Origin of the sequence: Glutamicibacter sp. NPDC087661 (assembly GCF_044743275.1) — a bacterium.
In the GTDB taxonomy this organism is placed as follows: domain Bacteria; phylum Actinomycetota; class Actinomycetes; order Actinomycetales; family Micrococcaceae; genus Glutamicibacter.
Map to the genome: position 1 here is coordinate 318,835 of NZ_JBIUWE010000002.1, position 18,374 is coordinate 337,208.

Annotated in this window: 14 protein-coding genes and 1 riboswitch; of the genes, 6 read left to right on the forward strand and 8 right to left on the reverse strand. The window is 60.7% G+C overall.

What is annotated here, in order from left to right; genetic code table 11:
* Nucleotides 1-92: 92 nt before the first annotated feature.
* Genes ACIOTN_RS08300 through ACIOTN_RS08310 form a run of 3 tightly spaced genes read right to left on the reverse strand, consistent with a single transcriptional unit; the run spans nt 93 to nt 2,955 of the window.
* Nucleotides 93-725: an LUD domain-containing protein gene (locus ACIOTN_RS08300; protein ID WP_332594596.1), complete on the reverse strand. Its 633-nt coding sequence runs from the start codon at nt 723-725 to the stop codon at nt 93-95.
* Entirely contained in the window at nt 722-2,173 is a 1,452-nt protein-coding gene (locus tag ACIOTN_RS08305; protein WP_105656386.1) for a LutB/LldF family L-lactate oxidation iron-sulfur protein, read from the reverse strand. Before ACIOTN_RS08305 ends, ACIOTN_RS08300 begins: the two co-directional genes overlap by 4 nt.
* Before the next feature lie 17 nt (nt 2,174-2,190).
* A complete protein-coding gene (locus tag ACIOTN_RS08310) occupies nt 2,191-2,955 on the reverse strand; it encodes a (Fe-S)-binding protein (protein ID WP_105656268.1) in 765 nt (254 codons plus the stop codon).
* A 146-nt stretch (nt 2,956-3,101) separates the two neighbouring features.
* Between ACIOTN_RS08310 and ACIOTN_RS08315 the strand changes: the two genes are divergently transcribed.
* From ACIOTN_RS08315 to ACIOTN_RS08330, 4 genes are all read left to right on the forward strand, one after another.
* A complete protein-coding gene (locus ACIOTN_RS08315) occupies nt 3,102-4,778 on the forward strand; it encodes an L-lactate permease (protein WP_105656269.1) in 1,677 nt (558 codons plus the stop codon).
* Nucleotides 4,779-4,802: 24 nt separating this feature from the next.
* Nucleotides 4,803-5,510 carry an FCD domain-containing protein gene (locus ACIOTN_RS08320; RefSeq protein WP_332504203.1) on the forward strand — a complete coding sequence of 236 codons (708 nt, stop codon included), beginning with the start codon at nt 4,803-4,805 and terminating at the stop codon, nt 5,508-5,510.
* A 172-nt stretch (nt 5,511-5,682) separates the two neighbouring features.
* Nucleotides 5,683-6,453 carry an SDR family oxidoreductase gene (locus ACIOTN_RS08325; RefSeq protein ID WP_105661993.1) on the forward strand — a complete coding sequence of 257 codons (771 nt, stop codon included), beginning with the start codon at nt 5,683-5,685 and terminating at the stop codon, nt 6,451-6,453.
* A complete protein-coding gene (locus tag ACIOTN_RS08330; RefSeq protein WP_105656272.1) occupies nt 6,443-7,498 on the forward strand; it encodes an L-idonate 5-dehydrogenase in 1,056 nt (351 codons plus the stop codon). Before ACIOTN_RS08325 ends, ACIOTN_RS08330 begins: the two co-directional genes overlap by 11 nt.
* Before the next feature lie 76 nt (nt 7,499-7,574).
* On the opposite strand, the gene ACIOTN_RS08335 is transcribed toward ACIOTN_RS08330, so the two are convergent.
* The gene (locus tag ACIOTN_RS08335; RefSeq protein ID WP_133834033.1) at nt 7,575-8,126 is read right to left on the reverse strand and encodes an OsmC family protein; all 552 of its coding nucleotides are present in this window, start codon (nt 8,124-8,126) and stop codon (nt 7,575-7,577) included.
* Between the two features lie 31 nt (nt 8,127-8,157).
* A riboswitch (SAM riboswitch) is annotated at nt 8,158-8,279 on the reverse strand.
* Between the two features lie 140 nt (nt 8,280-8,419).
* On the opposite strand from ACIOTN_RS08335, the gene ACIOTN_RS08340 reads away from it, so the two are divergent.
* Entirely contained in the window at nt 8,420-11,635 is a 3,216-nt protein-coding gene (locus tag ACIOTN_RS08340; RefSeq protein ID WP_402735122.1) for a DEAD/DEAH box helicase, read from the forward strand.
* A gap of 62 nt (nt 11,636-11,697) precedes the next feature.
* Here ACIOTN_RS08340 and ACIOTN_RS08345 read toward each other — a convergent pair whose 3' ends face one another.
* Nucleotides 11,698-12,555, reverse strand: coding sequence for a MarR family winged helix-turn-helix transcriptional regulator (locus ACIOTN_RS08345; protein ID WP_388023207.1), 858 nt, complete (start codon nt 12,553-12,555; stop codon nt 11,698-11,700).
* On the opposite strand from ACIOTN_RS08345, the gene ACIOTN_RS08350 reads away from it, so the two are divergent.
* Nucleotides 12,554-13,351: a dioxygenase gene (locus tag ACIOTN_RS08350; RefSeq protein ID WP_105656276.1), complete on the forward strand. Its 798-nt coding sequence runs from the start codon at nt 12,554-12,556 to the stop codon at nt 13,349-13,351. The genes ACIOTN_RS08345 and ACIOTN_RS08350 overlap by 2 nt on opposite strands.
* Before the next feature lie 87 nt (nt 13,352-13,438).
* On the opposite strand, the gene ACIOTN_RS08355 is transcribed toward ACIOTN_RS08350, so the two are convergent.
* The 3 genes from ACIOTN_RS08355 to ACIOTN_RS08365 all read right to left on the reverse strand — a co-directional run bounded on the left by ACIOTN_RS08355 (nt 13,439) and on the right by ACIOTN_RS08365 (nt 18,373).
* Nucleotides 13,439-15,400, reverse strand: coding sequence for a S8 family peptidase (locus ACIOTN_RS08355; protein ID WP_402735123.1), 1,962 nt, complete (start codon nt 15,398-15,400; stop codon nt 13,439-13,441).
* A 580-nt stretch (nt 15,401-15,980) separates the two neighbouring features.
* Entirely contained in the window at nt 15,981-16,922 is a 942-nt protein-coding gene (locus tag ACIOTN_RS08360) for an AEC family transporter (protein WP_402735124.1), read from the reverse strand.
* A 122-nt stretch (nt 16,923-17,044) separates the two neighbouring features.
* Nucleotides 17,045-18,373 (reverse strand): enolase C-terminal domain-like protein, encoded by a 1,329-nt coding sequence (locus ACIOTN_RS08365; protein ID WP_359185440.1) that lies wholly within the window; start codon nt 18,371-18,373, stop codon nt 17,045-17,047.
* Between the last annotated feature and the right edge of the window lies 1 nt (nt 18,374).

Sequence of the window (18,374 nt, forward strand, 5' to 3'; positions counted from 1 at the left end):
AGAAGCCGACAGCACACTTAAATGCACTCGCGGCCGGTTCCCCTGGAGGTTTAGGAGGGGGGAACCGGCCGCGAAAGCTTATTGCGCCAGCCTTACAGGCCGCGAACCATCAGGACGTCCAAGGTACGCGGGCCGTGCACGCCTTCAACGCGCTCCAGCTCGATATCACTGGTGGCCGACGGGCCGGAGATCCAGGTCTGCGGACGGGTGATGGCCAGTCGCGGCATGGCTTCTGGCAGCAGGCGCACGATCGACGAGATCGGCACGATGCACACATGGTGGTCGGGTACCAGCGAAATCGCGCGGCGGCCCTGGTTTGGCTCGCCATCGAGGATGATGGTGCCGGACTCGGCGACCGAAACGGCCGACGAGGTGACCACGGCGCTGGTTTCATCCAGTTCGGCGATGCTCAGCCGTGCGCCCGGGGCATCGATGCGCTGCTCGACCTTCTCGCCCAGCCCTGAGAGCCAGTCGGTGTCCAAGCCATGCGGGTAGACAACGCTGGAGGCTCCCGCCAGCTTGGCCGCTACGTATTCCGGGATCTGCGCGGCGTCAATGACGTCCACCCCGGCCTTGTAATCCACCAAGCGGTCCACCAGCAGGTCGATGAGCTCAGCTTCACCCATATCCGAGGTCTTGCGGTATTCGCGGGGTACCTCTTGGGCGACGGGAGCATCGGCTAGTGCCGAGCGGATCCGTCCCAGGATTTCGTCTTTTGCGCTCACTTGGACTCCTTCTCGTCGCTCCACCAGTCGCGGAAGGACTTGTTTGGCGGGGCGGGAATGTCACGGCTGGCGGTCCACCCTGCGGCGATGCCCGGAAGCTTCTTGATCTTCTTTTCCTTGCCGGACATCAGCCGGCCCAGCGGCAAGGCCTTTTCGAGCAGGCCGAGGTTCTTGCCCTTGCCCAACGCCCAGGAGCCGCCCTTCATCAGCAGATCCATCTGGGTCGGGAGCTTGTGCTTGTCGCGGTTGGCATCCACATCCTCGCCGCGCAGGTGCACGAGGATTTCCGGGATGTTGATCTTCACCGGGCAAGCGTCGTAGCAGGCGCCGCACAGCGAGGAAGCATATGGCAAGGAGCCGTTTTCCTCGACCTGGATGCCGGTCAGCAGCGGGGAGAGGATTGCGCCGATCGGGCCCGGGTAGGTCGAACCGTAGGCGTGGCCGCCGGTGCGCTCGTACACTGGGCACACGTTCATGCACGCCGAGCAGCGGATGCAGTTCAGCGCGGTGCGGCCGAAGCGGTCGGCCAGGGCGCGGGTGCGGCCGTTATCCAGCAGCACGATGTGCACGTTCTGCGGGCCATCGTCTTCGCTCACGCCGGTCCACAGCGAGGTGTAGGGATTCATGCGCTCGCCGGTGGAAGACCGCGGCAGCAGCTGCATGAAGACCTCGATGTCCTCCCAGTGGGGGAGAACCTTCTCGATGCCCATGACCGTGATCAGGGTTTCGGGCAGGGTCAGGCACATGCGGCCGTTGCCCTCGGATTCCACTACGCCCAGGGTGCCGGTATCAGCCAGCGCGAAGTTCGCGCCGGAGATGGCGACCTTGGCGGAAAGGAACTTCTTGCGCAGGTGCTTGCGGGCAGCTTCGGCCAGCTTGGCTGGCTCATCGGTCAGGTTCGGATCCACTACCGGCATTTCCTTGAGGAAGATGTCGCGCACCTCGGTGCGGTTCTTGTGGATCGCCGGAACCAGGATGTGGCTTGGCTTGTCGTTGCCCAGCTGGACGATCAGCTCGGCAAGGTCGGTTTCGAAGGCTTCGATGCCCTCGGTCTCCAGGTGCTCGTTCAGGCCGATTTCCTGGGTGGCCATGGACTTGACCTTGACGACCTCTTTCGAGCCGGTCGCCTTGACCAGCTCGGTAACGATCTTGTTGGCTTCGTCCGCGTCACGGGCCCAGTGGACAATGCCGCCCCGGGCGGTGAAGTTCTTCTCGAACTCTTCCAAACGCTCTTCGAGGTTGGCCATCGTCAGGTTCTTGATGGCGCTGCCGGCGTCGCGCAGCTCTTCCCAGTCCGGAAGCTCGCCGACGACGTTCAGCCGCTTGTCGCGAATGGTGTGGGTGGCGTGGCGCAGGTTCTTGCGCATCTGGGTGTTGCCCAGTTCGCGGTGCGCGGCCTTGGGGAATGGCTCGGTCTCGAACAGGTTGCCCTGCCCGCCGGCAGGCATGCCGAGGAATACCTGAGTCACAGTGACACCGTCTCTTCCATGGTGCTGGCCAGGATATCTGCCAGGTGCAGGGTCTTTGGCTTGGCTCCGGTGCGCGAAAGTCCGCCGCCGATGTGCATCAGGCAGGAGGCGTCGCCGCCCGCGCAGGCCGAGGCGCCGGTGGAGCAGATGTTCTTCATCTTGTCTTCGAGCATTGCCGTGGAGACATCGGAGTTCTTGATCGAGAAGGTACCGCCGAAGCCGCAGCACTGGTCAGCTTCCGGAAGCTCGTTGACGGTGATGCCGCCGACGGTCTTGAGCAGATCAAGTTGCCGATCGCCGAGTTTCAGCGAACGCATGCCGTGGCAGGAAGGGTGGTAGGTGATGGTCTGCGGGAAGTAGCTGCCCAGCTGCTCGGCGGCGTTGGTGATCCCCAGGACATCCACCAGCAGTTGGCTCAGTTCATAGGTGCGCTTGCCCACGGCAACTGCGCGTTCCTTGAGCTCCGGCTTGCCCAGGCGCTCTGCCAGGAAAGGGTGCTGGTGCTTGACCGAAGCAACGCAGGAGCCCGAGGGGGCAACTGCGACGTCGTAGTCTTCCGTGTCGAAGGCATTGATGTGGTTTTCAACCACGGGCAGGGCTTCAGGCATATAGCCGGAATTCATGTGCATTTGCCCACAGCAGGCTTGCGCCTTGGGGAAAATGACTTCATGGCCCAAGCGTTCCAGGATTTTCACTGTCGACTTGGCGGTTTCCGGATACATAGCATCCACAATGCACGTGGCAAAGAGAGCAATTCGCATAATAAATGACTCTTTCAGGGTGTGGTCAGACCATACTATGCCACGCACTTCGTAATAGTCAAGACTTGTTGTGATAGCTCTCACCTTGTACTCTAGGTGGTCGGACCACATATGGTCAGACCATCTCGAGTAAGGACGCCCACACCGTGTTTACACCCTCCACGGATCCGATCGCGGGGAGCATAGCTGTTTCAGCGCTCATCGCACTGATCCCGCTTGTAGCCTTCTTCGTACTTCTGGCGGTAGTCAAGGTCAAGGCCCACTGGGCCGGCCTCGGCTCGCTCGCTGTTGCCATCCTCGTGGCGATCTTCGGCTGGAACATGCCGGTTGGATTGGCATTGAACTCCGGACTAATGGGCATGGTCTTCGGTGCCTTCCCTATTGTCTGGATCGTTGTCATGGCGATCTTCCTCTACCAGGTCACCGTCAAGTCGGGCCGCTTCGAAGACCTGCGCCGCGTCTTCGACGTCATCGGCGGCGGCGACGTGCGCATCCAGGCCGTGCTGATTGCTTTCTGCTTCGGCGGCCTGCTTGAAGCACTGGCCGGCTTCGGCGCACCGGTGGCGATTACCGCCACCATGCTGCTGGCATTGGGCCTGTCGCCGCTGCGCGCAGCCTGCGCCGTGCTGATCGCCAACACCGCCCCGGTGGCCTTCGGCGCCGTGGCGATCCCGATCACCACCGCCGGTGCCCTGACCGGCATCCCGGCTGCCGACATCGGCGCCATCGTTGGCCACCAGTCCCCGCTGCTGGCGCTGTTCGTCCCATCGATCCTGGTGCTGATCCTCGACGGCTGGCGCGGCATGCGCCAGACCCTGCCGGCAACGCTGACCATCGGCATTTCCTTCGGTGTCGCCCAGTGGCTGTGCTCGACCTACTTCTCCTATGAGCTGACCGATATCGTTGCTGCGCTGGTTGGCCTGGCCGCCGCAGTGATCCTGCTGCGCTTCTGGACTCCAAAGGGTGCCGACGAGGCACGCCAGCGCGTGCTGACTGCTGAAGCCGCCGCAATTCCATACGAGGCCAATGCCAAGCTGCACCCGGTCAACACCTGGATGGCTTTGTTCCCGTACCTGCTGGTTATCGTCATCTTCGGCGTGGCCAAGCTGTGGAAGCTGGGCGTGGACATTCCTGCATGGCTGGCAACCACGGACATCAAGTTCGGCTGGCCAGGACTGGACGGCAAGATCCTGAATGCTGATGGCGAAGCGGTATCTTCGACCATCTACAACTTCCAGTGGCTATCCTCCCCAGGCACCTTGCTGCTGATCACCGGCCTGATCGTGGCCCTGGTCTACGCGAAGAACGACGGCAACGGCAAGTACAAGATGACCTTCGCCGAGGGTGCTGCCGAAATCGGCAAGACCGTCTACAACATGCGCTACGCCGCGCTGACCATCCTGTCGGTCCTCGGCCTGGCTTACGTGATGAACCTTTCGGGCCAGACCATCACCATTGGCACCTGGCTGGCAGGCACCGGCGCATTCTTCGCCTTCCTGTCGCCAATCCTGGGCTGGATCGGCACCGCGGTGACCGGCTCGGACACCTCGGCCAACGCGCTGTTCGCCAAGCTGCAGCAGACCGCTGGCATCAATGCCGGCATCGATCCGAACCTGCTGGTTGCCGCCAACACCTCCGGCGGCGTGGTCGGCAAGCTGATCTCCCCGCAGAACCTGGCCATCGCCGCTACCTCGGTGAAGATGGAAGGCCAGGAGTCGGTGATCCTCAAGAAGGTTGCCGGTTGGTCCGTAGGCATGCTGCTGGTGCTGTGCTGCTTGGTTTACCTGCAGTCCACCCCGGTTCTGTCCTGGATGCTGCCTTAGCTTCAAACGGCTAAAATAGATCCGATGCCAGTAAACCCAGCTCCGCGTGCGTACCAGATTGTTCTCCAAGCAATTGAACAGGATCTGCGCAAGGAGAAGCTCTCCGTTGGAGACCAGCTTCCCGGCGAGCGTGCGCTCGCGGAGCAGCATGGGATCTCGCGGGCCTCGGTCCGCGATGCCATCCGCATCCTTGATGTGATGGGCATTATCAAGACTTCCACCGGCTCCGGGCCCAACTCCGGAGCGGTGATCATCTCCAACCCCTCGGCTGGCATTTCGCAGGCATTGCGCCTGCATCTGGCGGCCAAGGGGATCAACGTCCGCGAGATCGTCGAATCTCGCATCCTGCTGGAAACCTGGGCAGCGCAAATGACGCCGCGCGATCCAATCCATGCCCAGCAGGTCATTGACCGCACCGCGGTGCTGATCATGCGCATGGACGACGCGCAGCTCTCGCGCGAGGCCTTCCACCGTATTGATGCCGAGTTCCATGTGCTCCTGGCCTCCATGGCCGGCAACGCGGTAGTGGAATCGATGATGGAATCGCTGCGCAACTCGATCAGCGACTATGTTTCCGAATCGGTGCCCAGCGATGAGGCCTGGCAGCCGGTGGTGCGCATCCTGCGCCGCCAGCACAAGGCCATCCACCACGCGTTCGCGACGAACCAGCGCGAACGGGCGGCCCAGCTGCTCGAAGAGCACATCAACTGGTTCTACTCGCAGACCCGCTAGATCCGGCAGGATAGTTTTCAGGTAAATAAGTCGGACTTTAAGGCACCTCGCACCTCTTATATCTGATATGTTTTGGGGAAGCGACGGGGCTGATTTTTCGGATTTAACAGCTGGTTCATACCGCTGATGAGTTCCCGTCGATGTACCATCGACACTTCATGCGAGGGAATTCATGAGCCAACTTTTTGACCTGTCCGGACGCCTGGCCTTGGTCACCGGATCCTCCCGCGGCATTGGCCGCGAACTTGCCAGTGCCTTGGCGGATGCCGGTGCCACCATCATCCTGCATGGCCGCGACGAGCAACGCCTGGCCGAAACCGTTGCCGAATTCAGCAGACGCTATGGAGCTGAAAAAATCCATAGCGCCTGCTTCGATGTCACCGATGATGCCGCCGTGCGCGAGAACATCGCAGCCATTGAAAAGAACATCGGCCCCATCCGCATTTTGGTGAACAACGCGGGTATCCAGCACCGCGTGCCCATGCTGGATCTGGAGGTGGCTGACTGGCAGCGCGTGATCGACACGAACCTCACCAGCGCATTCCTGGTAGGCCGAGAGGTCGCACGCTCCATGGTGCAGCGTGGCGAAGGCAAGATCATCAACATCTGCTCGGTGCAAACCGACCTGGCCCGCCCCACCATCTCCGCCTACACCGCGGCCAAGGGAGGTCTGCGCAATCTCACCCGCGCCATGACCGCCGAATGGGCTGGTTCGGGACTGCAAATCAACGGCATCGCACCGGGCTACATCCACACCGAAATGACACAGAATCTGGTGGACGACGAAAAATTCAACTCCTGGATTCTGGGCCGCACCCCCGCAGCGCGTTGGGGCGCCGTCGAGGATCTGGCCGGACCAGCAGTCTGGTTGGCCTCGGACGGATCAAATTACGTGAACGGACAGACCATTTTCATCGACGGAGGCATGAGCGTTGTCGTCTAATTCCCTCGCCACCAGCACGTTGGCCGTCGTGGCCCATGCAGCCGATGATTTGCGTATTGAACAAATCGAGCTGGCAGCGCCGCGAGCAGATGAAGCACGCGTTGCCATCGCTTACGGCGGTATTTGCGGATCAGACTTGCATTACTGGAGCCACGGCGCCGCCGGGGAATCGATCCTCAAGGCTCCAATGGTTCTCGGGCATGAAATCGTCGGGACCGTCATGCAGGCCGCCGCTGACGGCAGCGGGCCGGCAGCCGGAACCAAAGTCGCCGTGCACCCGGCAACACCAGGCGAGACCGGGGAACCCTACCCGGCCGACCGCCCGAATCTTTCCCCGGGGTGCACCTATCTGGGCTCGGCCGCCCGCTACCCGCACACCGAGGGCGCATTCGCCCGCGAAGTGAACCTGCCATCACGCATGCTGCGTGAGCTGCCTGCTGGCTTAGCACTGCGTGATGCGGCACTGGCAGAACCGGCTGCGGTTGCTTGGCATGCGGTGTCGCGCGCCGGTGAAGTCGCCGGCAAGAAGGCGCTGGTTATTGGTGCTGGGCCGATCGGAGCTCTCGCTGTAGCAGTGCTCAAGCGTGCCGGAGCCAAAGAAATCATCGCAGTGGACATGCACGAGAAGCCGTTGGAAATCGCCGGGAAACTCGGTGCCACTTCAACTTTGCGCGCCGATGACCAGGAAGCTCTTGCCCAGGTGGGCGCGGACGTGGTGATCGAGGCCAGCGGCAACTTCCGCGGGTTGGCCTCCGCCGTGCGCGGTGCCGTGCGCGGCGGTCGAGTGGTCATGGTCGGGTTGCTGCCCTCAGGAGAACAACCCGCACTCATTTCGCTGGCTATTACCCGCGAGCTGGAACTGGTTGGTTCCTTCCGCTTCAACGACGAAATCGACCATGTGCTTGCTGCCCTGGCCGACGGTTCACTGCAGGTTTCCGAGGCGGTAACCCACGAGTTCCCGGTCGCCGATGCGCTTGAAGCCTTCGAAACGGCCAAGGATTCGGCTCGCTCCGGCAAAGTCCTGCTGAACTTCCTGGGGCAATAGTTGGCTTCAGCTAGAAGTGCACCGCGGCGGCCCCTGAAGTCGGGGGCCGCCGCGGTGCTTTTTAGTTCAGCGAACTCTAGTTGGTCTCTGCGATGCTTACCGCGGTTGTCACGGGCACCGGATTGGCGAAGAGGTCCAGCACCGGGCAGTGTGCATCCACTGCGCGGCGCAGTTCTTCATAGCGTTCAGCTGATTCCGGTCCGGCAATCCGGATGTCCAGATCCACCGACGAGAAGCCGGGGCGGATGGTCTGGTCGATGCCGAAGAGTCCGCGGACATCGAGGTGGCCATTGGCCTGGATCTTCACGTCGTCCACCTGGATGCCGAGGTTCTGCGCGTACAAGCGGTAGACCACAACCTGGCAGGAGATGAGCGCTCCGAGCGCGTATTCCACGGGGCTTGCGGCCAGGTCGCTGCCGCCCAGGGCAGCTGGCTCGTCGACCTGGAAGGTGTGCTTGCCGGAGACAATGTTGCTGGCTACCGAATCGAAGCCTTCGCCCTCGACGGTGAAAGTCAATTGGGCACTTTGCGGGGCAGCCGAAATTCGTTCGCCCCAGCCCTTGCCTGCTTCCTGCAGGCGCTGTGCGCGGTCTTCGGATACGGTTGGGGCAGATGCTGCATTAGTCATGGGGAATTGATCCCCTTTCTGGCGCAAGGGGCGCCATCGCTTACGCATCTTGGCGTTCAAGATGCGTCGAATCTTCACCTGGGGCACCCCGCACAATGACGCAGGAGGGTTGCCGTCCACTCAGCCAGGGCTCAAAGAGTGGAACTCGTGATTCAGTGATTAATTTCTATCGGTTGCAGGGCCCGCGGGTAAAGGGCAGAAGTAACTTTTCGTCACCGGGCATCTTGCTTTCCGGCTCGCTAAGATGGAATCTAGCTCTCGGGCGCCCACTGCACGAACAATGAACGGCGAGTATGGAATTCCAGCTGACACTTTCTGCGGCCCAGACCTTGGTGACCGAATCCGAATACAACCTGGGCCAATTCCTGTGTGATTCCGGAAAAGTGCAGATCGCCAACCGGGTAATGCAACCGGGATCTACCCGCATCTCCGGTGTGGTGCTGCGTGAATCGGTGATGGCCCAATTGGAAATCACTGAGGGCAATATCAGCTTCACCAGCTTCTGCGGCAAGCATCCGGGGGTTCAGTCCTGTGAAGATGTCGCCGCCTTGCTCATTGAGGTCACCACCGAAGAAGACCAGGGCTTTTTCGTCTCCGACTCCGGGGTGGATCCCCACGCTTGGAAACGCAATAGCAAGCCGCAGTGGGAACGTACCCTTGACCGTCTGCTTCCAGTCATTTCCGATGAGCCGCTGGTTGCCGAAGAACCGCTGGGATTGATCCTGAAAGTGGTAAGCGAACCGCGTTATGGCGGCGAGGACGCGCTGACCTTGCAGGCACGCCCGGCCCGCCAGGGCACCAAGAGCCCCTGGATCCAAACCGGGATCAGCTGGCGCAATGTTGCTTTTGATACGCGGTTCTCCAAGAAGCAGCGTCGTGCGGTCGTTGAACTGGACCGGTTGCGTGAACACGTTGAACAAGATACTTATCGCCATTCGTGGGATCCCAAGGAGTGGATCTCCTTGATGGATCTTCCAGGCCAGGACCTGCTGGATGCGTTCGAAGCCCTGCGTGAAGCTGGAGTGCAGATCGTCAACGGCGGTTCTACGGCCAAGGCCCCGGTGGAGTTCAGCGAGCAACCAGCCATGGCACACGTGGATGTGCGTCGCGGTGAACATGGCCTGAGCATGGAAGGGAAGCTGCGCGGGCCGAGCGAAGAGCACGTCTACCTCTTGCCCATAGGCACGCCGCCGACCTTGTTGGCTTACGCGTCCAGCCCCTTGCCGAAGGCCAGGGAAATCGGTTTGGCCCGGTTCGCTGAACCGGTCACGAAGGAACTGGCCACATTTATTGAATCCGGTGCGCAATCCATCCCGCAGGAAGGCGTTGAGCTTTTCGAGCGCCAGCACCTGGACCGATTGCGCCTGATGGCACCGTTGAAGAGCGAGGATGACAGCTACAGCATCCCTGTTCCAGCACGCCCCAGCCTCAAGCTGTCCCTGGAGAGCATCCGAACTCCGCTGACCGTGAGCTATTCCTGGGAGTACGCCTCCGCGGGCCCCCGCCAGTATGCCGTGGAAAAGGAAATTGCTGCTTCGGTGCAGGACAAGCTCGGCGCGCAGGCTTCCTTGGGGCAACTGACCTCTTCAGGAATCTTCCCGCCGAAGGAATTCAGCACCTCCGAATCCATCGATTTCTTGGTCTACGCATTGCCGCTATTGGCAGAGCATCCCGATGTGGTCGTTGAAGAGCAGAACAGGCTGCCGAAGTACCGGATCAGCCACGCCCCGGCCGCTGTCAGTGTCGAAGCCGGCGAAAGCACGGGGGACTGGTTCGACTTGTCTGTGGAAGTGCTCCTGGACGAGACCAAGGTCCCGTTCCCACTGCTGCTGGAGGCCTTGACCAAGCAAGATGAGTATCTCGTCCTCGATGACCTTACGGTGATCCCGATTGATGGTGCAGATTTCACGCAGCTGCGCCAGCTGATATCAGAGGCCGGGGAGCTGGGCACGGTGCAGGGCGATACGATCCGCATCCATAAGTTGAGCATCGACTGGTGGCAAGAACTGGTGGATCTGGGCATTATCGAAGCCCAGCACAACCAGTGGCTGCAGACCATGAAGGCGCTGCAAAGCGGTGAAGAAATGCAGCCGGTCCAGCTAGCGGAAACGTTCAACGCTGAACTGCGCCCGTATCAGGGCCACGGCCTATCCTGGCTCAACTTCTTGCGTACCCATGATCTCGGTGGCGTCCTTGCCGACGATATGGGTCTGGGCAAGACCGTCCAGTTGCTGGCTTGCCTTGAACAAGCGCGCGTCGAGGATCCTGCCCAGAAATTCCTGGTGCTGGCTCCTACCTCGGTGGTGGGCAACTGGATCAATGAGGCGCAGCGATTTGCGCCGCAGATGAGAGTCACCGGCATCACTTCAACAGCTAGAAAGAGCGGCCAAAGCATGGCGTCGCAGATCGGTGACGCCCAATTGGTAGTTACCAGCTACACGATCTTCCGCCTGGCCTATGAGGATTTTGAAGCCGCCGGATTCAACGTCATGATCATGGACGAGGCCCAGCAACTGAAGAACCATGCCTCCAAAGGCTACAAGCAGGCCCGGCAGCTGCCAGTGCCGTGCAAATTCGTGGTCACTGGCACTCCCATGGAAAACAACCTGCTGGAACTGTGGGCGTTGGTCTCACTGGCTGCACCAGGCCTGCTGGGCGGTGCGAAGTCCTTTAAGGACAACTACCAGAAGCCCATTGCCGACGGAGACCAGGAGCGCCTGGAGCGCCTGAAGAGCCGACTGCGTCCGTTCGTGCTGCGCCGTACCAAGGAACAGGTCGTTCCAGAGTTGCCGGCGAAGACCGAGCAGGTGCTGGAAGTCGAACTGGAGCCGGGGCACCGCAAAGCTTATGACCGCCGCTTCCAGCGTGTGCGGCAAGAAGTTCTGGGGCTGGTTGACGACGTTGATTCGAATCGCTTCCAGATTCTCCAATCGCTGACCTTGCTGCGCCAGCTGGCCTTGGATCCGTCCTTGGTAGGCGAGGGCGATGCTCCGAGCGCGAAGCTGGAAATGCTGCGCGAACTCATGGGGGACGCGGTTTCTGAAGGGCATAAGATTCTGGTCTTCAGCCAATTCACCAGTTTCTTGGCCAAGGCACGCGACGTCGCTGAAGAGCTGGGCATTGAGTACGGATACCTTGATGGGTCCACCACTGGCCCAAAGCGCAAGGAACTGATTGACGGTTTCAGCGAGGGAGATTTCCCGGTCTTCTTCATCTCGCTGAAGTCCGGCGGCTTCGGCATTAATCTCACTTCCGCCGACTACTGCATCTTGCTGGACCCATGGTGGAACCCGCAGGCCGAAGCCCAGGCTATTGACCGGGCCCACCGCATTGGGCAAACTCGTCCGGTCTATGTGTATCGCTTGGTGGCAAAGGACACCATCGAATCCAAGGTGCTCGCGCTGCAGGCCAAGAAGACGCAGCTGTTCAATGATGTCCTGGGAGAGACTGCCCAAGCCGCGCAGAGTGCTGCGTTAAGCGCCGATGATTTCCTGGCGCTGATGGAGTGAGCCTAAAAAGCTGAAGCCTTGGAAACCAGAAGGTCTCCAAGGCTTCAGCTGATGATCGGGGACTAGAGAATCTGTTCAAAACTGTCGTTGAGGCGGTGCAGGAGATCTCCAAAATTCTTCAGTTCGGAGGCTTCCCATTCCTTGAGCTGGCGGCGCAGTTCCTCACGCAGCGTGTTACCGCTGGAGCGCCATTTTTCCTTGGCGTTTTCTGTTGCCGAGACCAGCTGGGCCCGGCCATCGGAAGGATCCTGGGTGCGGGTGACAAGTTCCAGAGACTCGAGGTGCTGCACGAGGCGGGAAATAGTCGCCTTGTCCAGACGCAGTTTTTCTGCGAGTGCTCCCTGTTGCTGGGCTTCATCGCGGATGACCACTGCAAGCAAGCGGTACCCCGGATCCTGCAGGTCCGGGTGGATGATCTTGGCGCGACGGATCAGCATCTGGCGGGCGCGCAATAAGATGGCGGTGAATTCTTCTTCGACCGTCTGCATCAGTTCTTCTTCTTGCATACAAACCATTCTAAAGATTAATGGTCGATAAGTCTGATATTGGAGACCGCAGCCGTTCGAAGCCGAAGTGTTGAACGTACTGCGAATCCCCAGCTGAGCGTAATTAATGGCTTGGAAAAGACTGGCCAGGCAACGCCTGATGCCTGCAAAGCCGTACAGTTCCACTTCTCCGGCGCAGCTTAGGAACGACTTGCCGATTGCATTCGTGATTAGAGAAGCAATAGATTTCCGCCGCCGCTCAGAAGCAGAGCAAGAAAGCCATGGCCTCCGTTGCCTCTGGCGTTGGACCCAACGTGGTGCGGCGAAGCTGTCCGCACTGTCCACGGGCCTCTTGGAGAGCATTTGGAGTTGGATATCGGGATTCATGAAAATAAAACTTGACGCTTCAACTAATGCTTGGTAGGTTTTAATCATGAATCAGCTATCCGATACCCCTCCCGTCTTGTTCCTTAGCCATGGCGCACCGCCACTGGCCGACGACCAGCGCTGGACCCAGGAGCTGGCTAGCTGGTCCGGCACTTTCGAGAAGCCGAAAGATATTCTGATGATCTCCGCGCACTGGGAAAATGCGCCGGTGACGCTGAGTGCTACCCAGCAGAAGAACGAATTGGTCTACGACTTCTGGGGCTTCGACCAGAAGTACTACGACGTTCGCTACGACGCGCCAATGGCGCCCGAGCTGGCCAATGAAGTCGAACGGCTGACCTCGGCCTATGGCCATCACGTGGAGCGCGACGAGACGCGTGGACTGGACCATGGCGCCTACGTGCCGCTGAAGGAAATGTTCCCGGATGCGGATGTACCGGTGGTGCAGATGTCCATGCCAACACTGGATCCTGCAGGACTCTTTGATCTGGGCAAGAGCTTGGCGCCCTTGCGCGAGCGGGGAACCTTGATCGTTGGCTCCGGATTCACCACCCACAACTTGCGCTGGTTCAACCCAGCCGGCGGGCCGGATTCGGCGCCGCCATCGGCCTCCAGCGAGTTCGACCATTGGGCCGAGGAGGCAATGGCCCGCGGGGATGTGGACTCCATCCTCGACTTCCTGCACAAGGCCCCGGCGGCCCGCGAAGCGCACCCGCGCTCGGAGCATTGGGCTCCGCTGTACGTTGCGCTGGGTGCGGCATACGCCTCGGGTGGAATTGATGCCAAGACGGCAATTGACGGTTTCTGGTACGGCCTGTCCAAGCGCTCCTGGACCTTGAGCTAGGCGATATCCCTATCTTTCCCGCAGCAAGCGCGGCACCGATTGGTGCCGCGCTTGCGCAGGTAATAGTGGACTTTTCTGGTCGATCCTCTAGCTGGCGGCTACCGATGCATCATCAATGCGGAACAAGGTAGCCTGCGAGCTGTCTTCCACGCCCTTGAAACGCAAAGTAACGGTCTTACCGCGGAAGTTGTTCAGGTCAACAGCCTGCAGTTCGTAGGATGAGCCGGCATCCAAGTTCGACCAGGTGCCCATGTTGTAGGTTCCGTAGCCGTCCAGAACCTGTACGGTCAGCTTGTCGTACTGGCTATAGGCAGTAGTTTCATTGGTCAGCACATGCAGGTAGAACTCCAGCTGCGCATTGGTGGCATCTGCCGGGATGGCGACCTTCTGGTCCAGGGTGTAGGTGTTGGAATTGCCCCAACCATTGAGCCCAGCTAATCCGCTGCCGGAGCGGGCTGCCGAGCCGGACTCGAAGGTGTCGGCGCGGTTGGCGGTCCAGTAATCCGCCCCGTTCTCGAAGCCAGCATTCTTCAGCAGGTTGCCGCTTGGCTCCGGATCCGGAGTTGGCTCCGGGGTTGGTGTTGGGTTGCTGCCGTCCAGGGCATTCATGATCTTGGCGGCATCCACCAGTCCGGCGCCGCAACCGATGCTGCAACCGCCTGGCATCGCGCGGGTGCCCTGCTTCAACGCAGTTTCCACGGAGGCGGGGGACATCCCAGGGTCTGCCGACTTCATCAGTGCGACCATGCCCGCTACGTGCGGGGTGGCCATGGAAGTGCCCTGGTAGAAGGCATAGCCCTGGCTGGATGGAGTAGTGGTGCCGGTATTGATGGTGGACAGCACGCCTTGGCCGGCGTAGCGGGTGTCGCCACCAGGTGCGGTGACGTCAACGGCCGAGCCGTAGTTCGTGTAGTACGACGGAGCGCCCGAAGGGTTGCTTGCCGCTACGGTAATGACGTTTTCGCAGTTGGCCGGGCGGGAATTCGAAGCGTTCTGGCTTTCGTTGCCGGCGGCAACTACCACCGAGGTGCCGCGCGAAACCGCGGCGTTGATGGCCGCCTGGTAGGTAGTTCCGCAAGCGCCGCCACCGCCCAGGGACATGTTGATGGTGTCTGCCGGGGTTGGGTTATTGGCAATTCCCGGGACCGCACCGCCCGAAGCCCAAATGATGGCATCGGCGATGTCGGACAGGCTGCCGCCGCACTTGGCCAGGACGCGGACTGGCTGGATCTTGGCATCCGGGGCAACTCCGGCCACGCCGCTGGAGTTGTTGGTGACTGCGGCTACGGTGCCGGCCACGTGGGTGCCGTGCCAGGAGGAATTGCCCGAGTAGCTGCCGCCGCATTCACCGGCGGCGTACCAGTCGCCCTCATCCTGGGGGTTCGCGTCGCGGCCGTTGCCGTCGCGGGCCGAAGCAGGGCTGGAGACGAAGTCGTAGCCGGAAACGATGTTGGCGTTCAGATCCGAGTGCGAGGTGATGCCGGTATCCAGGACTGCGACGATGCTGCCCTCGCCGGTGGCGATGTCCCAGGCCGAAGGCAAGCGCATCCCGTTGGTGCCGCTGTAGTGCCACTGCTCGCCGTACCGGGTGTCGTTAGGCGTCATGGAAATCTTCATGATGGCATCGGGTTCCACCGATTCCACGAGACCAGACTGCGCAATATCGGCCATGAACTCCTTGGCGCCGTTGCCCTTGAGTTTCTTGTCGGCCTTCACCACGAAGCTGCCGGTGGCCATGGCTCGCATTTCCTTGACGGTAACGCCTGCTGCCTTGGCTGCTTGGCCCCAGGCCTTGGCGCGGGAGGACTTGCCTGTCTGCGTGGCTGAAGCCTTGTAGGTGACGATGAACTGGTCGTAGGCCTCGCCTGATTGAACCGAACCGATCTTGACCTTGTCTTCGCCATTTGCCTTGGGGAGGGACTTTTCAGCGGGAGCTGATACGGGGGAGGCGGTAGCTGGCAAGGCGCCAGCGCCGAAGCCGCTCATGCCGATCACTACGGCCGCGGAGACGGCCAGGGTTCTCCGAAGAGGGGTAGAAAAACGTGCCATTGATGTTCTCCTTGTAGGGTTTTTGGGCGCACAAAGGTCGGTGATCAATCGATGTGGTGTGTGCCGGTAGGAGCGTAACTGCTCGGCAACTCCTAAAGGAAGTACTTCTCAAATAAATCTTTTATATTCGCTCATGTACTAAAAAGGTGTTTCACATATTTCTGTGGAACTATCCCGGCGGACTCGCAGATTCGAAAAATGAATGATGGTTATCTGCATGTTTGGGGAGTTCGAAATTTTCAGATCCGCACTGACCATGGAAAACACATAATTATTTGCATAGCGAACGCTATCTTTTCTAAGTTGTTTCACGCTAGAAGTACATTCCGGGATCCAGCTATCCTGGCGTCGAAGCCTTGGTCCAAGCGTGCTAGGTATCTTGGCTAATTCATTGAATAAATGGTGTCCCTCCGGATTCGGCACCGTGCGATGGCTGATAGCGCCTTGGTTGCCAGCTCATCGGCTGGACGCTTGGCCAGCCCATCAGTTCCGCCGAGTTACCGTTCGGGAGACAGCTGGCAACGGATTGCTTCGGCAGGCCCAAGATGCCCACCGGCGTGAATACCGGTGCTGCACGTATCTAGCCCAGCAAGAAGGCAATGACCAGCACACTGGGAAAGGTCAGCAGGGTGCTTGCCAGCACCACTTCGCGCGGCACGGCGACGGGCAACTTGAATTGCTGGGCAAACAGCAAGACGTTTTGCGCGGTTGGAAGCGCCGCCATGATCACTACTCCGAGAAGTTCGATTCCGGATAGGCCGAAAACGAAGCGGGCAACGAGCCAGGCGAGCAAAGGCATGAAGAACACCTTGAACGCGGTCGCCAGATAGATTTCGCCGCGCAGGTTCTTATCTGACAATGGACGCTGGCCGTATAGCGCCATTCCAAAGGACATCAGCAACAGGGGGATGGATGCGTCGCCAATCATTTGCACTGGCGCATGAATGACTTCGGGCAGTGCCAGGCCAAAGAAGGAGAACACCGCACCGAGGAAGGTCGCAATAGTGACAGGGTTGGCGATGGGCTTGAGGATCATTTTCGCACCGGGCAGGCTATCCGCGCCACCGGACTTGGCGCGGGAGAGCACCGCGAACATGCACAGGTAGACGGGAGCGATGATCAGCAACTGCGCGATGAGCACCGACACTACGGGACTGGTGCTGCCCACCGCATAAAGGGCCAGCGGCACACCGATATTTCCAGCATTCACATAACTCGTGGACATGGCCGCAACGGGCAGCCGATGAGCTGGAGTCTTGAAGGCCAGCCGCGCGACCAATGCATAAGCGGAGCCGGTCAGCACGGCAACCATCAAGGCTATCGGGGTGAATACACCAACCACCGCATGCAGATCGGTGCTGGCAAGCAGAGTGAACATCAGGGCGGGGTTGGTGATGTAGAAGATGAGCGGGGTCAGCCCCTGGGCAATGGCCGCGCGTTGTCGCGGCAGCGCGACCGACGTCAGCAGGCCGATGCCGATGAGGATCAAGACAACGGAGAATCCCTGTAGAACTCCTTGCATATTGCCTTTCCCGCCCGGTACTGGTGTTCCCAGCTCCGGGGCTTCTCGAAGCCGTGGACGGCGAGGGTGCGAAAGCTCCCTCTACCGTCCACGGTGCATTATTCAGATTCCCTGGCAGCCCATCAGCGAACCAGCGCGGGACTCTTCGAATCGAAGGTCCAGCCGGGAATCAGGTATTGCATGGACACCGAGTCGTCACGCGAGCCCAACCCATGTTCCAGGTACAGTTCGTGGGCTTGGGCGACCCGATCCATGTCCAGGCTGACACCCAAGCCGGACCGCTGCGGAACCTTGATCTCTCCGTCCCGAATCACCAATGGTTCCTCGGTCAGGCCCTGTCCATCCTGCCAGATCCAGTGGGTATCGAGTGCCGTGATCTCGCCCGGAGCAGCGGCGCCGACCTGGGTGAACATCGCCAGCGAAATGTCGAAGTGGTTGTTCGAGTGCGACCCCCAAGTCAGTCCGAACTCGTTGCACAGCTGGGCAACGCGCACTGAACCGGACATGGTCCAGAAATGCGGATCTGCCAGGGGGATGTCTACCGCATTGGTGCGCACCGCGTGCGCCATTTCTCGCCAGTCAGTCGCAATCATGTTCGTGGCGGTCTGCAGACCGGTCGCCCTGCGGAATTCGCTCATGACCTCGCGGCCCGAGAAGCGGCCCTCAGGGCCGCACGGATCCTCGGCATAGGCCACCACTCCACGCATGCGCTTGCCAAGCCGGATAGCATCTTCGAGCAGCCAGCCGCCATTGGGGTCAAGCGTGATCCGGGCTTCGGGGAAGCGTTCCTTCAAAGCGATGACAGCATCGACCTCGGAGTCCCCGTCCTGGACGCCGCCCTTCAGCTTGAAATCCTTGAACCCGTAACGGGCCTGCGCCGCCTCGGCCAGGCGCACCACGGCTTCTGGCGTCATGGCTTCCTCGCGGCGCAAGCGCTCCCAATCGTCGTTGCCCTGCGGTTCGCGCAGATACGGCAGATCCGTCGTGTCCGGGTTGCCCACGTAGAACAGGTAGCCGAGCATCGGAACCGCGTCGCGTTGCTGCCCGTCGCCGAGCAGTTCGGCCGCCGGCACTCCGAGGAACTGGCCGTGCAAATCCAGCAGTGCAGATTCAAGTGCGGTGACTGCGTGCACGGTGGTGCGCAAATCGAAGGTCTGTGCACCGCGTCCGCCGGAATCGAGGTCTGCGAAGCGGGCTGCCACCTGGCGCAGCAGCGAACGGTAAGTCGCCACAGGGGCGCCGGTAATCAGTGTGCCGGCCTCCTCTATGGTCGAACGGATCGCTTCGCCGCCAGGTACCTCGCCGAGGCCAGTGCGGCCTTCGGAGTCAGTGATGATGGCGATATTGCGCGTGAAGAACGGCCCGTGCGCCCCGGAGAGGTTCAGCAGCATGGAGTCATGCCCGGCGACCGGGATGACCTTCACCGAGGCAATGGTGGGCTGGGAAGTCATG

Coding starts and splice junctions, on each gene's coding strand:
- ACIOTN_RS08305 (WP_105656386.1), bottom strand. CDS start 2,173: ATGCCTGCCGGCGGGCAGGGCAACCTGTTCGAGACCGAGCCATTCCCC.
- ACIOTN_RS08310 (WP_105656268.1), bottom strand. CDS start 2,955: ATGCGAATTGCTCTCTTTGCCACGTGCATTGTGGATGCTATGTATCCG.
- ACIOTN_RS08320 (WP_332504203.1), top strand. CDS start 4,803: ATGCCAGTAAACCCAGCTCCGCGTGCGTACCAGATTGTTCTCCAAGCA.
- ACIOTN_RS08325 (WP_105661993.1), top strand. CDS start 5,683: ATGAGCCAACTTTTTGACCTGTCCGGACGCCTGGCCTTGGTCACCGGA.
- ACIOTN_RS08335 (WP_133834033.1), bottom strand. CDS start 8,126: ATGACTAATGCAGCATCTGCCCCAACCGTATCCGAAGACCGCGCACAG.
- ACIOTN_RS08340 (WP_402735122.1), top strand. CDS start 8,420: ATGGAATTCCAGCTGACACTTTCTGCGGCCCAGACCTTGGTGACCGAA.
- ACIOTN_RS08350 (WP_105656276.1), top strand. CDS start 12,554: ATGAATCAGCTATCCGATACCCCTCCCGTCTTGTTCCTTAGCCATGGC.
- ACIOTN_RS08345 (WP_388023207.1), bottom strand. CDS start 12,555: ATGATTAAAACCTACCAAGCATTAGTTGAAGCGTCAAGTTTTATTTTC.
- ACIOTN_RS08355 (WP_402735123.1), bottom strand. CDS start 15,400: ATGGCACGTTTTTCTACCCCTCTTCGGAGAACCCTGGCCGTCTCCGCG.
- ACIOTN_RS08360 (WP_402735124.1), bottom strand. CDS start 16,922: ATGCAAGGAGTTCTACAGGGATTCTCCGTTGTCTTGATCCTCATCGGC.
- ACIOTN_RS08365 (WP_359185440.1), bottom strand. CDS start 18,373: ATGACTTCCCAGCCCACCATTGCCTCGGTGAAGGTCATCCCGGTCGCC.